This window comes from Sodalis sp. (in: enterobacteria) (assembly GCF_051710625.1).
Taxonomy (GTDB): domain Bacteria; phylum Pseudomonadota; class Gammaproteobacteria; order Enterobacterales; family Enterobacteriaceae; genus JBPESN01.
Map to the genome: position 1 here is coordinate 79,347 of NZ_JBPESN010000004.1, position 13,128 is coordinate 92,474.

General features: G+C 58.6%; 12 protein-coding genes and 2 pseudogenes. 4 read left to right on the forward strand and 10 right to left on the reverse strand.

Annotated elements, in window-relative coordinates; genetic code table 11:
• Window positions 1-86 precede the first annotated feature (86 nt).
• The 10 genes and pseudogenes from recC to rppH form a co-directional block, all read right to left on the reverse strand.
• A complete protein-coding gene (recC, locus tag ACTBDU_RS02755) occupies window positions 87-3,491 on the reverse strand; it encodes an exodeoxyribonuclease V subunit gamma (RefSeq protein WP_438805474.1) in 3,405 nt (1,134 codons plus the stop codon).
• Between the two features lie 204 nt (window positions 3,492-3,695).
• Complete coding sequence (locus tag ACTBDU_RS02760; RefSeq protein WP_438805475.1) at window positions 3,696-3,830, reverse strand: hypothetical protein; 135 nt, start codon at window positions 3,828-3,830, stop codon at window positions 3,696-3,698.
• 224 nt (window positions 3,831-4,054) lie between these two features.
• The gene (locus ACTBDU_RS02765) at window positions 4,055-4,618 is read right to left on the reverse strand and encodes a DUF2509 family protein (protein ID WP_438805476.1); all 564 of its coding nucleotides are present in this window, start codon (window positions 4,616-4,618) and stop codon (window positions 4,055-4,057) included.
• Window positions 4,615-4,851, reverse strand: coding sequence for a hypothetical protein (locus ACTBDU_RS02770; protein WP_438805477.1), 237 nt, complete (start codon window positions 4,849-4,851; stop codon window positions 4,615-4,617). Before ACTBDU_RS02770 ends, ACTBDU_RS02765 begins: the two co-directional genes overlap by 4 nt.
• A 2-nt stretch (window positions 4,852-4,853) precedes the next feature.
• A complete protein-coding gene (locus tag ACTBDU_RS02775; RefSeq protein WP_438805478.1) occupies window positions 4,854-5,183 on the reverse strand; it encodes a hypothetical protein in 330 nt (109 codons plus the stop codon).
• Window positions 5,173-5,634: a hypothetical protein gene (locus tag ACTBDU_RS02780; RefSeq protein ID WP_438805479.1), complete on the reverse strand. Its 462-nt coding sequence runs from the start codon at window positions 5,632-5,634 to the stop codon at window positions 5,173-5,175. The genes ACTBDU_RS02775 and ACTBDU_RS02780 overlap by 11 nt, the downstream gene beginning before the upstream one ends.
• A gap of 265 nt (window positions 5,635-5,899) precedes the next feature.
• The gene (thyA, locus tag ACTBDU_RS02785) at window positions 5,900-6,694 is read right to left on the reverse strand and encodes a thymidylate synthase (RefSeq protein ID WP_438805480.1); all 795 of its coding nucleotides are present in this window, start codon (window positions 6,692-6,694) and stop codon (window positions 5,900-5,902) included.
• 7 nt (window positions 6,695-6,701) lie between these two features.
• Window positions 6,702-7,574 carry a prolipoprotein diacylglyceryl transferase gene (gene lgt / locus ACTBDU_RS02790; protein WP_438805481.1) on the reverse strand — a complete coding sequence of 291 codons (873 nt, stop codon included), beginning with the start codon at window positions 7,572-7,574 and terminating at the stop codon, window positions 6,702-6,704.
• A 187-nt stretch (window positions 7,575-7,761) separates the two neighbouring features.
• Window positions 7,762-9,815: pseudogene (gene ptsP / locus ACTBDU_RS02795) on the reverse strand (phosphoenolpyruvate--protein phosphotransferase).
• Between the two features lie 12 nt (window positions 9,816-9,827).
• Window positions 9,828-10,355 carry an RNA pyrophosphohydrolase gene (rppH, locus tag ACTBDU_RS02800; protein ID WP_438805490.1) on the reverse strand — a complete coding sequence of 176 codons (528 nt, stop codon included), beginning with the start codon at window positions 10,353-10,355 and terminating at the stop codon, window positions 9,828-9,830.
• Between the two features lie 207 nt (window positions 10,356-10,562).
• Here rppH and ACTBDU_RS02805 point away from each other — a divergent pair, with 207 nt between their 5' ends.
• The 4 genes and pseudogenes from ACTBDU_RS02805 to ACTBDU_RS02820 form a co-directional block, all read left to right on the forward strand.
• On the forward strand, window positions 10,563-10,778 hold the full coding sequence (locus tag ACTBDU_RS02805; protein WP_438805482.1) for a hypothetical protein: 216 nt from the start codon (window positions 10,563-10,565) through the stop codon (window positions 10,776-10,778).
• Window positions 10,779-11,045: 267 nt separating this feature from the next.
• Entirely contained in the window at window positions 11,046-11,744 is a 699-nt protein-coding gene (gene mutH, locus ACTBDU_RS02810; RefSeq protein ID WP_438805483.1) for a DNA mismatch repair endonuclease MutH, read from the forward strand.
• Window positions 11,745-11,851: 107 nt separating this feature from the next.
• Window positions 11,852-12,574: pseudogene (locus ACTBDU_RS02815) on the forward strand (TerC family protein).
• A gap of 321 nt (window positions 12,575-12,895) precedes the next feature.
• A partial coding sequence (locus tag ACTBDU_RS02820; protein WP_438805484.1) for a transposase occupies window positions 12,896-13,128 on the forward strand: 233 nt, incomplete at its 3' end.

Genomic DNA, 13,128 nt, shown 5'->3' on the forward strand with positions numbered 1-13,128 from the left:
TTTTCCTGGGGTAACACTCGCGTGTAAACTCAAACGTTACGGCGCGTATATCCGTTCCCGGGGGCGGCCGCTGCAAGCCTGCCGCCTCAGGCTTTCTTTTCGCGTTTCGCAGGCTCACTCTGCGCCAGATTAAACATAAAGAGTGGCAGCAAATACCGTTCGGTGGCCGAGATAATCGCCTCAATATGTTGTTGATCCAGCTGGCGCATTAACCGTTGCAGATAAGGATCCTCACCTTCGCCGGGGACGTGGGCATTCCCCTGCCAGGTCTGGATAAGCTTATCACGCGCCTGCTGCTGCCGACTCTCGTCCCGATCGATGCGCTGCGTCGTCCGGTCGTAGCAGTGGCTCAGCCATGCTCCCCCTGAACGCGGCAACAGCAGAAGCGGCGCCGTCATACCCTGACAGTAGCCGGAAACCAGCGAAAGTAAAAACGCTTTTGCCTGAGCGCCGGGCAGCGGCGCAAAATGCCACTCGCCGCGCATGCCCAACATCCGGCTCGCACCTTCGCCGCCCATAGCGCAGTACGCCAGATGCTCCAGCCACAGCAACAGGCCGTCCCGGGCCGATAACGCGCCGGGACGCCAGCGCAGCAGACCGTTCTTCTGCACGTGGGGCAGCCAGCCGGAAAGTGTGACGTCCTCCAGCGTCAGATCGACCTCAAGACTGTGCGTTTCCGGCAATCGCCATGTCCGCACCTGCTCAGCGAGCGCCGCCATATCCTGACATTGTTTGGCCCAGTACAACTCACCGAAGGCGCCATAGGGCAACAGGCCGGCAGCGCGCACCTGGCTAAACAGCCGCTCGGTGCTTTCCCCGTCGATAAGCGCGTTCACCAGTCTGTCATTAAGCTGATAGCGGGTCAGACCGTCAATGACAAAGGGTTCGTCCGCCGCCAGCTCAAGCGACCTCTGGTGGAAAGACACCGCAAGACGCTGCACAAACCAGGAGCGAACCGGGTGGCGATAAAAGCGCAGCAGCTCATCCAGCGCCAGCGCCTCGCAGGGCGGCGCCGTTAAGGGAGCGACAAAATCCGGCTGCGGCTCGCCGCTGGCGCTGGCGGCCGGCAGCCACTCGTCGGCAAAGCTTTGGTTTTCGCTATCGGCCAGAAAATTTTCCGGCGCGAAAGGCATGCGGCTATGCCACTGCCAGAGATGTGCACGCACCCGGTCGGCGCTGCTTTCGGCATCGGAGCGCTCGTCGCCGGGCAGGTAAAAACTTTGGGCGATATAATCGCTCAGCTCGCTCACCAGTACCGACGGATAGCGCAACGTATTGTCCTGGATGGCGCGGCCGATAAAACTGATATAGAGGCGCTGCTGCGCGGACATCAACGCCTCCAGGAACAGGTAACGGTCATCATCACGCCGGCTGCGATCGCCGCATCGGGGCTGCTGCGCCATCAGGTCAAATCCCGCCGGGGGCAGTGTGCGCGGGTAAACGCCGTCATTCATGCCCAGCAGGCACACCACCCGAAACGGAATAGAGCGCATCGGCATCAGCGTACAGAAGTTGATGGTCCCAGCCAGAAAACGCTGGCTAACCCGCTCCTGATCCAGGCGCGCGGCCAGTTCATCTTGTAAAAGCGTCACCGGCACCGGTTGGTCATATCCCACCTGCAAACCGCACTCCAGCAACTGCCGCCACTGATTTTCTAGCAGTGCCAGCGCCGCTTCCGCTTCGGCGTCGGGCGTAAAGAAATCCTCACTCATTTCGCGGGCGCAGCTTAGCCAGGCGTCCAGGGACCGGGGTTGGGTAAGCCGGTCGCGCCACTGGCGCAGCCGCATCAGGAGTTCCGCCAACTGCCCGACCAGACCGGCCATCAAACCGCTGGATTCGGCGTAGGGCAAAATGCCCTGCCAGTCGCCGCTGTCGCTGTCCATGGCGTAGCCCAGCAGCATGCGCATAAGCCCAAACTGCCAGGTATGCTGACCGGTGGCGGGCAGCATCAGTTCACGCAGGGTGTCATCGTCCAATCCCCAGCGGATACCGGATTCCTCTACCCACTGACGCAACAGTTGAAGCCCCCGCTCATTGATGGCGAAGCGGGCCGCTAGCGCCGGGACCTCCAGCAGTGCCAGAACCTGCTCGGCGGCAAACCGACTGCGCGGTAACTCCAGCAGGCTGAGAAACGCCGGCAGAACCGGATGGAGATGCCGCGCCCGGCGGTCGGAAATGGCGAAAGGCAAATAGCGTTCCCCGCCGGTATTATTGAACACCGCCTGGATTGCCGGCGTATAGCGGTCGATGTCGGCCACCATGACGATGATGTCGCGCGGCCGTAGCGTAGGATCCTCCGCAATCATCGCCAGCAGCTTATCGTGCAGCACTTCCACTTCCCGCTGCGTGCTATGACAGATGTGCAGGCTCAGCGAACGATCGTCTGGCCGCAGCGGGCGCTTGCCGCCGCCCTGCTCGGGTATCTCGGGATCCATGCCAATCACGGCGTGGTCCTCAAGCATCAGGATGTCACGCTGCAGCAGGCTCAGCAGGTTATCCTCCGCCGGCTCAACGAACGCATCTACCTCCGCAATACCGGCCATCTGCGCCAGCAGGTAGAGGTTATCGCGCCCTTGTTTGCCCCAGGAGGCGAGCAGAGGATTACCGGTTTGCTGTTCTCCCAGCTCGTTGAACAGCGCGTCAGCCTGCTCGGGGCGCCGGAACAGCGCCTGCTCGGTTTGCTGCTGATAGTGCCGGCGACGGCGGTGCAACAACAGTGCGAGAAAAGCGCGATCGCAGATATCCCCCCAGTAATAGCGGCACGGATTCGTAAACAGCAGGTGAATATCGATATGACGGCCAAGCGCCTGCAGCGCCTGCAAATAAGTGGGCGGTAGCGCCGAGATACCGCAGATAAATACCCTGTCGGTCAGTCCCGGCGGCCGCGTCTGACTTTCCGTCAGGGTCTGGATAAAGCGCTGGTAAAGATTGGCGCTGTGCCACAGCGACTCCCCTGCACGTTCCGTTTCCGCTACCAGCGCCCGCCAAAGCGGGGCCTGCCACCGCTGCGCCTCGCCCATGCCGTCAATCAATTCGCCGCGCTGCCAGCTCTCCAGCCAGTCGGGGCGGTATACCAGATATTGGTCGAACAGATCGGCTATTCGGGCTGCAAACTGGAAACCTTTGCGCTTGTCCTCATCGTCGCGCAGATAGTCGCCTATCACCGCGAAATTAGGATGTTGGCACAGGCGCGGCAGCAGTGCCATCAGCCGCCAGGTCATCGCCGGTTTTGCAAACGCGCTTTCATCAGGGATATCGGGCAAGACTCGGGTAAACATTTGCCAGATAAAGCTGGCGGGCAGTGGAAAATCGATATTAGCCGCAATGCCAAACTGTGCCGCCAGTTCTATCTGCATCCACTGCGCCATACCGTTGCTTTGCACCAGAATGACTTCCGGCTGGAACGGGTCCCGCAGCGGCCGCCCTGCGATCAGCGCGGCGGCAAGTGTCTTGAGCAGATCCAGCTGATTGGAATGATAAACGGTAAACATAAACTCCTCGCCATGCGCGCCTCCCGCCCTGGGACACATTAACTGCCTGCGCCTACTCTATCGTGATTAGCCCGGAACACAAGTGATCACATGCGCGTTGTGCCGACTGGATCCTGATAAACCTATTCGCTTAAGCTGATGCGCTCACCGGTATTCATGATGACCGTGGTGGTAGCGCGCCAGCAGCCTTGGGCGCAGGGACGTTCAATCAGGATAATCCGCCAGCCGCTGCCGGTACTCCAGCAACCCCAGCGTGATGATGGCGAGCAACGCCGGCGCCAATAGCGCCTCCGCCAGACTAGCGCTCCGTTGCCGACCGGATATCGCGTCGCGAGGCATGGGAGTTAGCTTATCTTGCGGTGATTGCGGCGGCGCCCTTCGTGGCCGATTGAGCGTCCTGTTTCGCTCTAGAGGCAACGACGTCTTTCGCAGGAGATTGGGCGCCCCGTTCCGTTGCGGATAGAACGTCGCGTCACGACCCGCGCCGCCGTCTTGTTTTTGCCGCTGTGCCATCGTCTTGCTCCTCCTCGCGGCAGCGCGCCACGCCGCTTATCGCTTATCGCTTATCCAGGGTCAAAATCCAGCCAGCTGCCGCGCCGCGCCCGCAGAAAATAGGCAGGCCCCGTACCCGGAAACGCCGCCTCCGCCGGGGCATCCCCCGGCGCTGAAAGAGGATTCACAGCGGCAGAGCCACCCGGTGCCGGCCCCTGAGCGTCCGGCCCCGCCGCCGTAGTGTTACCCGAGGCGGTCTGCTCCCCCGTTACCGGACGCGCCTCGGCCCGATATAGCGTAACGCGCTGATAATGCCGCAGCGGCGGCGCCATTAACGTTCCGCCGCCTTCCCCGCACAGCAGCCAGCCATATCCCCGTTTGCTCGCCTGCAGACATATCCGCAGTGGCTCGGCAGGATGCTGACGGCATTCGCCGTGGCGAGCGGGCCAGCGCTGGCTAAGCCCCCAGGCGCGCGAAGCTACCGCCTGATGAAACGTCTGCAGATAATGACGCTGCGCCCGGGCCAGCGCCAACGATTCCTGTAGCAGCCGCTGCCAGCTCAACATCGCCAGCAAGCAGAAGGCGCTTAACAGCAGCAGCGCCAATACGCTGCTGCTGCCTCGCTCCCGCCTCATAAATTTCGCCGCGCCACGATCTGTGTCAACACGTAACCGATCTCCGGCCGCCGTCGGGCGGTGGCGGCCAGGTGGATGCGCGGCGCGCCTCCCGCCAGGGTGGTAAACCGCAATCGCGTCACCAGCAACTCATCGCTGTTGAACACCTTTTCCCAACCGCCTTCCTGGCAACTACTCACATCACGCTGGGTTTCCAGCGTCCCCCGGCGTAAGCGATAACCGAACGTTGCCATGGTCAATCGCCCGGGCGCATCGCTGCGCGCATACATAATAGGTCATAGCCGACCACAAGACATGAGTCGGGAGCCGCTCCCTGGCGCTTGTCGATCCACACCGCGTGCGCGGCGCCGCCATGTTGTGCAAAGCCGGCACGACGCACATCTTTCACAATGGCCAACGCGCAAAGCTCAAGCTGACGGCGCACTCTGAGCTGCAGCATCACGCTTTCGACGCTGCGTTGCAGCGAGGGAAAAAGATGCAGCGCCACCGTCAGCAGCAGACTGCACGCGGTCGGGGCAGCCAGCACTTCCGCCAGGCTGAAGCCCCCTTGACCTTCACCCGCCATCGCGTGCTCTGCGGCCGGCGCGCCAGCCCCGGCAGAAACCGACCCCAGAGTGACGCCCCCGGCATCCGTCCGGCAGGTCAACACGAAGGGATCCCCGCCTAGCACCCTTGCTCACTCTGCATAGCCTGACCCGGCCGCGACCGGAGAGCACCACACCCGCAGCCGCCCCGCCGGATTGCTGAGAATAAGGTGCGCGGCGCCGGCGGTATGGCGTACCCCGCCCAGACTCAGACTCGTCGTTGATACCGGCAGATGGACGCCGGCATAAGGCGCGATACAGCGCGCCCCATCCGCCGCCCCAGGCGGCATGCCATTGCTGGCACACGGTGAAATCCAGTAGCTGGTGAGAGCTGCTCGCCAACTGCCAGGCGGACTGATGCTGACGCCAGCCATAATTGCCCGCCAGGATCGGCAGAGCGGTTAACGTCAGCGCCAGCAGCAACTCCAACAAGATGTAGCCGCGATCACGGTCGGTATTATTTATTCAGGAAAGAATGCATGGCAGTCTGGCGCGGCGCGCGGCGGCGCGCGGCGGCGCACCAGACGCAGGGGAGGATTATGCAGTGTGCGATGCAATCATTGGCAAGGAGGAACAAGATGTGTCAGCAACCGCGTGAGCGCCGGCACGTTTATGCGGGGCAGTCACACCCTTCATTGCCATCTGGATTAGGCGCGAACCGAGCACGACACACGCGATAGCACCGGCCGGCGGCAGCTTAAACTGCCACCGGCGCCTTGATTGCCGGATGGGGATCGTAGCCCGTCAGCTCAAAATCCTCGAAACGGTAATCGAACAATGTCGCCGGACGGCGTTTAATCAGCAGCTGCGGCAGCGGCCGCGGATCGCGGGTTAGCTGCAAGTCCGCCTGCTGCAAATGGTTACTGTAGAGATGGGTATCGCCGCCGGTCCAGACGAAATCACCGACCTGCAAATCGCACTGCTGCGCCAGCATATGCACCAGCAAGGCATAGCTGGCGATATTGAACGGCAGGCCGAGGAAAATATCGCACGAACGCTGATAGGGCTGACATGACAAGGTGCCGTTGGCGACATAAAACTGAAACAACGCATGGCACGGCGCCAGGGCCATTTTGTCCAGTTCGCCGACGTTCCAAGCGGAAACGATAATGCGCCGGGAATCCAGATCCTGCTTGAGCTGGAGCACCACTTCCGCCAGTTGATCTATCTGGCGGCCGTCGCTGGTGCCCCAGGCGCGCCACTGGCGCCCATACACCGCCCCCAAATCGCCGTTGTCATCCGCCCATTCATCCCAAATGGAAACGTTATTCTGCTGCAAATAAGCGATATTGGTGTCGCCGTTAAGGAACCACAGCAACTCATGGATAATCGAGCGCAAATGGCAGCGTTTGGTGGTCACCAGCGGGAATCCCTGGCGCAAATCAAAGCGCATCTGATGGCCGAATATCGATAGGGTACCGGTACCGGTACGGTCCACTTTCGGCGTGCCCTGCGCACGCACCCTGCGCATCAAATCCAAATACTGTTTCATACATACCTCAGGACAGGTGTTGCTGGGGGCGACGGCGGTAGGCCCAGGCCATCATAATCACACCAACCAGAATCATCGGCAGCGACAGGATCTGCCCCATGCTGATGACGCCGCTAAACAGGCCCAACTGGGCGTCCGGCTGGCGGAAAAACTCGACCAGAATGCGAAAAGCGCCGTAGCAAGTCAGGAACAAACCGGAGACGCTGCCGATAGGCTGCGGCTTACGGATAAATACATTAAGAATAATAAACAGCACCACGCCTTCGAGCAGCATCTCGTAGAGCTGAGACGGGTGACGAGGCAGCACGCCGTAGCGCTCAAACAGCGCTTGCCACTGCGGATTGGCCGGCAGCAGCGCTATATCCTCTTGCCGGGAGCCGGGAAACAGCATCGCCCAGGGCGTATCGGGGGTGACCCGTCCCCACAGCTCGCCGTTGATAAAATTACCTAAACGGCCTGCTCCCAAACCAAAGGGCACCATTGGCGCGACAAAATTGGCCACCTGGAAAAAATGACGGCGGGTACGGTGGGCGAACCACAGCATCACCACTATCACCCCAATCAGGCCGCCGTGGAACGACATGCCGCCTTCCCAGACTTTAAACAGATAAAGGGGGTTGTCGAGAAACAGCGGCAGGTTATAGAACAGGACATAACCGATACGGCCACCGAGAAATACCCCCAGAAAACCGGCATAAAGGAGGTTTTCGACTTCTTCCTTGGTCCAGCCGCTGCCGGGGCGATTTGCACGCCGTACCGCCAGCCACATGGCAAACACGAAGCCCGCCAGATACATCAGACCGTACCAGTGCAGGGAAATCGGACCCAGGGAAAAGATCACCGGGTCAAATTGGGGAAAGGCCAGATAATGGGTCGTCATTCATCACCACTACGTCGTCGTTTTTGTTATTCGGCCGCCGGATCCCGCGGCGGACCGCTGTACATTTCGCGCAGGCGCTTACTCCGCGCGGCGCGAAGTCGCGTATCATAGCATAGCATAGTATAGCGGCGCGGCGTCGAGAGTCAGGGGATGTAAATAACCGCCGGCAGGTGTAACGATTCTCTGCTCAACGGCCGCCCCGAATCAGGCCGTCCAAACCGCGTCGGTCCATGAACGCCGCCATCTGATGGCGGACTTCAATACTGTTTTGCGCGCCGATGACCCGTTCCGCGAGGCCCTGCGCCTCGCCCAGCGCCACATTGCGCAACAGATATTTGATGCGCGCCACGCTGCGTCTGTTCATGCTCAGCGAATGATAGCCCATGCCCGCCAGCAGCAACGCTCCCATCGGATCGCAGGCCATTTCGCCGCACAGGCTGCAGGCGAGCCCAAGACGCTGCTATTCGCTGATGATTTTCTGCAGCACCTGCAGCATGAACACCATCGCCGGCACCTCCACCATAATGCCGATACGTGGCTCCGGCAGCGCATAACCCAGCATCTCCTCGACCTCGCGCCCTGCGCGATCGATAAGCCGGCGCGCTTCGTCGATCTCATCGACGCTGGTTATCATCGGCAGCAGAATATACTCAAATTGCCGGTGGCGGCATTGGCGCGGAACATCGCGCGCACCTGAATGAGAAAAATCTCCGCCTGATCGAGCGTAATGCGAATTCCGCGCCAGCCCAGACAGGGATTTTCCTCGCTAATAGGCATGTAGGGCAGTTGTTTATAGGCGCCAACATCCAGGGTGCGCAGCATCACTGATTTGCCGGGGAACAGCTGTAGCATACCCTGGTATTGCGCCACCTGCTCCTCTTCCGAGGGAAAGCCGCTTTGCAACATGAAGAGGATTTCGGTGCGGTACAGGCCGATGCCGTCCACCCGATTGTCGAGGAGCTGTTCATGTTCCGCGCTCAAACCGGCATTCAGCATTACCTGAATGCGTTCGCCGCTTTTCAGCGCCGCCTACTGTTCCACATCATCTTCCGTCAGCCGGGTAAGCTCACGCTCTTCGCTCACTCCTGCACCAGCACCGGCTCCACCAGCAGCTCACCGCGATAGCCATCGACGATAAACAAGCGCTGATTGAGCAACAACGGCTGGATATCGGCGCCCATCACCGTCGGGATCCCCATCACCCGCACCAGGATCGCGGCGTGGGAATTGGCGGCACCATCGCGCACCACAACTCCCACCAGCTTATCTTGCGGCACCTCGGCCAGAAGCGCGGCGCTTAGCTCGTCGGCTACCAGCATGAAACGTGATGGACACTGAATCACATTGCGGGCGCTGTCATCAAGATGGAACTGCAGTCGCTGACCAAGGGCACGCAAGTCGCCGGCGCGCTCGCGCAAGTAACTGTCGCTCAGCAGCGCGAATTGTTCGGCAAAACGTTCAATCACCAGCTTCACCGCCCACTCGGCCACCGCGCCGCCGTCAATTTTCGCGAACAAATCGCGTTTAAGGCGCGCGTCATTGAGCAAATGGTTGTACAGATCGAACACCGCCGCGCTCTCTTTCTGTGCGCTGGCGGTAAAACGTTTGCTCAGGCGGCGAAACTCGGCGACGGATTTATTTAGCGCCAGCGTCAGCCGTTCGCGCTCGTGGTTGCTGTCTACCCAGCCTTGGGCGATGGCCACTCCCGGCGCGGCCGCCAGGGCGCGGATACGGGTTTGACGGTATTGACTGAACAGCCATTTGAGCTGCGATTGAGACAGAATGCCGGCCATCTGCGTGGCCAGCGTGACCATGAACGACTCTTTACTTTCGTCGAACTGCCGATGCTCGCGCTGCTGCACCACCCGTACGCCGAGCAACTGGCGGCGATGGATAATCGGCACGCCGAGAAAGGAGCGGAAGCGCTCCTCTTTCACGGCCGGAATATATTTGAAACTGGGATAGGTGTGGGTGTCCGCCAGATTAATCGGCTCAGCCAGCCGCCCGACCAGGCCGACAATCTCTTGGTCAAAAGCCAGCGTAATCGTACGCCCGCGCGGTTTGTTCAAACCGCGTGGCGCCATCAGGTAATAAGCAGCGACGATCGTTATCGGCCAAATACACCGAACAGACTTCGGTATTCATCGCCTGACAGGTTTCATTGACCAGAATGTCAAGTGAGTCGGACAGACGCGGCGCGGCTGCGACCTTTTCAACGATTTCCCGCAAGCGCGTGAGCATAATCTGCGTGACTTAGCCTCTTTCCCGTTTGTGTGCCGACGCGGAGCGCTGCGCTGCAGTTTCCTGCAGCGGCATCACCACGCCGGAAAATTCCTTCATTACGCGGCGGTAAACGTTTCGTTTAAAGGAAACGACCTGACGTACCGGGTACCAGAAGCTGACCCAGCGCCAGCCGTCAAATTCAGGGATCCCCCCGCGCTGCATATTGATATCCGCATCCGGACATAGAAGCTGTAGCAGAAACCATTTTTGCTTCTGACCAATACAGACCGGCTTGGTGTCCCAACGCACGAGCCGCTTGGGAAGCTTATAGCGCAGCCAGTTTCGCGTTGAAGCCAGAATGCGTACATCTTTGCGGCTCAGGCCGACTTCCTCGAACAGCTCGCGGTACATCGCCTGCTCTGCGGTTTCGCCAGCGTTGATGCCGCCCTGGGGGAACTGCCAGGAATGCTGTCCGTATCGCCTGGCCCACAGCACCTGCCCGTCGAGATTACAGACTACAATACCAACATTCGGGCGGTAGCCATCATCATCGATCACCGGACTACCTCGATTACATAAAATGTAAGATGTTCCGATTGTTTCATACTCGCTGTGTACGGTAAACCACTGGTTTTCAGTAATCACCGGTGAATAATACACTTGTGCCCCCTCCTTTGCAGCGCCGAGTTATAAATAGCTAACGTCCACCGGGCACCACTTTATGCACTTTTTCTGTGGATAGGTGTGTGTGCAACGCTGGATTAGATGGGTAAAATTTTTCGCCCAGCGCCCGGTCAGGGGATAATAAACAAAAAAATAAAAAATAAGATCAGCAGACTAAAACGTTTATTATCTTTACAGGTCGCGCATCATCGTTGTGGTGAAACAGCGCATCACCAAGCATGGATGAAAAACAACCATCGGCGATTTTATCCACAGAAAAACGGCTCGGCGCCGCAAAATAATGGACAAATTAACTAAAAATGGAGCCGTCAAGGCTGTAAATAGAAACAGTACTCGTCTTTCGCCCGGGTTGTCCCGCAAATCTATGGATAACCTGGCGTAAGATCCTGTTCATTGATTGGCCGTAGCGGGTGTACAACTGCTTGCCGCCCTGTACCAGACCCGGTGGGATCCTTAAAAAAAGGTATAAAATCATGCTATTATTATTTTTTTACGGCTATCGCGCCTCAGGTGGGTGCAAACGCGCCGCGGGCGCCTAATTTTTATTCAGTCCTGGACCGTGAGATGACTAGCCATTTCCCTCATTCCCTTCCGTATGGCCCCCCCCCCGCCGATGAAAGGGAACTGCTGCGCCGCGCCGCTGCGCTGGCAGGTTACACCCTGGGCGAATTATCCGCCCAGGCCGGTCTGCCGGTACCCGCCGATCTCAAGCGCGATAAGGGGTGGATTGGCGTACTGCTGGAGCGCTATCTCGGCGCCAGCGCCGGCAGTAAACCCGAGCAGGATTTTGCCGCGATCGGCGTCGAGTTGAAAACCATTCCGGTAGACGCCGGTGGACGGCCGTTGGAGACCACCTTTGTCTGTGTGGCGCCGCTGACCGGCAATAGCGGCGTGACCTGGGAAACCAGTCACGTGCGCTACAAATTGGCGCGGGTGCTCTGGATCCCGGTTGAAGGTCAACGGACGATCCCGCTGGCGCACCGCCGCATTGGCGCGCCGCTGTTGTGGAGTCCGGACCCGGAGGAGGAGCTGCAGCTGCGGCGCGACTGGGAAGAATTGATGGATCTCATCGTGTTAGGAAAAGTCGAACGGATCACTGCCCGCCACGGCGAGGTGCTGCAATTACGGCCCAAAGCCGCCAATAGCCGTGCCCTGACCGCCGCCGTCGGTGAATTTGGCCAGCCGATTCTTGCGCGGCCGCGTGGTTTTTACCTGAAAAAAAACTTCACTGCCCAACTACTGGCGCGACATTTCCTGTTATAACCGCGTTTTCGCTTGCCAGCCCACCAACAACACCGCGTATAATTATCATTTATATTTCGTTTATATTTCGTTTATATTTTGTTTGGGTGAACGTGTGTAGTGTTTGATTGGATGCCGATCAAATCGCATGGCTGGCGTTAGAAAGCTTGACCCTCCTAGAAATTGTCCTGGGTATTGATAATATCGTTTTTTTGCCCGTGGTCGTCGCCAAACTTTCCCCCTCACAACAAAGCAGCGCCCGTCACTTGGGTCTGTTCGGCGCGATGGTGATGCGCCTCGGCCTTCTGGCCGCTATCGCCTGGGTTAGCCATCTGGTCAAACCGCTATTTTATCTCTCAGAGCATTTAGTCTCCGCCCGGGATTTGATTTTGTTTTTCGGCGGCATTTTTCTCATTTGGAAATCGTGCCGGGAAATACTGGAATCGTTTCATGGCGGTGCCGATGGCGAAGGGAGCGCGGTACAATCCTATTTCGGTGCCATAACCTAAATCATGATGCTGGACATTATTTTAAGCCTGGACTCGGTCATCACTGCGGTCGGCCTCTCCTCCCATTTGTTCATCATGATGGCGGCGGTCATTATCGCGGTGGCGATAATGCTCTTCGCTGCCCGGCCAATAGGCGAATTCGTTGACAGGCACCCATCGGTCAAGATGCTGGCGCTGGCGTTTCTGATTTTGGTCGGCGACGCGCTGATCCTCGAAAGTGCGGCGATCGATGTGCCAAAAGGCCATATCTATTTCGCCATGTTTTTCTCGCTGGCGGTGGAAACACTGAACCTTTTGCGCAATAAAAAAGCGGCGGCGCGGATGTCCGGTCCGGATGCCTGACCCTCACACAACGCGCAATAACAGGTAGCGCGGGAATTTTCCCTTTCAGAGCTAGTGAAGGCGGTGTTTTTTGCTTGTATTATTAACAATCTAGGTAACTTAATGGATGGATAACGATAATGAAAACACTTTGTTTGCTGCTGCCGGCGTTTTTCGGCGTTGTACTGCTTACCGGCTGCACCAGCGATTATGGTCATGGCGACCAAAGATGGACAGATGATATTGATCGACGGCAAACCCAAAATCGACTGTAGTGGCACACTGAATTTGGCCACCTGAACAGAGGTGATATGCTCACCTCAGAACAACACGGGGGCGCCAATGAAAAGAAGAAATTTTAGTCCTGAATTCAAACGCGAATCCGCTCAACTGGTTGTCGACCAAAATTACACCGCCGCACAAGCAGCAAAAGCCACGGACGTTGGCCTTTCTACGATGACGAAATGGGTAAAACAACTGCGTGATGAGCGACAGGGGAAAACGCCAAAAGCCTCTCCCATAACCCCGGAACAAATCGAAATACGTGAGCTCAAGAAGAAGGTACAACGCATTGA

Excerpts from the sequence above, each read along its gene's own strand:
- recC (WP_438805474.1), bottom strand. The coding sequence starts at position 3,491 with ATGTTTACCGTTTATCATTCCAATCAGCTGGATCTGCTCAAGACACTT.
- ACTBDU_RS02760 (WP_438805475.1), bottom strand. The coding sequence starts at position 3,830 with ATGCCTCGCGACGCGATATCCGGTCGGCAACGGAGCGCTAGTCTGGCG.
- ACTBDU_RS02765 (WP_438805476.1), bottom strand. The coding sequence starts at position 4,618 with ATGAGGCGGGAGCGAGGCAGCAGCAGCGTATTGGCGCTGCTGCTGTTA.
- ACTBDU_RS02770 (WP_438805477.1), bottom strand. The coding sequence starts at position 4,851 with ATGGCAACGTTCGGTTATCGCTTACGCCGGGGGACGCTGGAAACCCAG.
- ACTBDU_RS02775 (WP_438805478.1), bottom strand. The coding sequence starts at position 5,183 with ATGGCGGGTGAAGGTCAAGGGGGCTTCAGCCTGGCGGAAGTGCTGGCT.
- thyA (WP_438805480.1), bottom strand. The coding sequence starts at position 6,694 with ATGAAACAGTATTTGGATTTGATGCGCAGGGTGCGTGCGCAGGGCACG.
- lgt (WP_438805481.1), bottom strand. The coding sequence starts at position 7,574 with ATGACGACCCATTATCTGGCCTTTCCCCAATTTGACCCGGTGATCTTT.
- ACTBDU_RS02805 (WP_438805482.1), top strand. The coding sequence starts at position 10,563 with ATGGGTAAAATTTTTCGCCCAGCGCCCGGTCAGGGGATAATAAACAAA.
- mutH (WP_438805483.1), top strand. The coding sequence starts at position 11,046 with ATGACTAGCCATTTCCCTCATTCCCTTCCGTATGGCCCCCCCCCCGCC.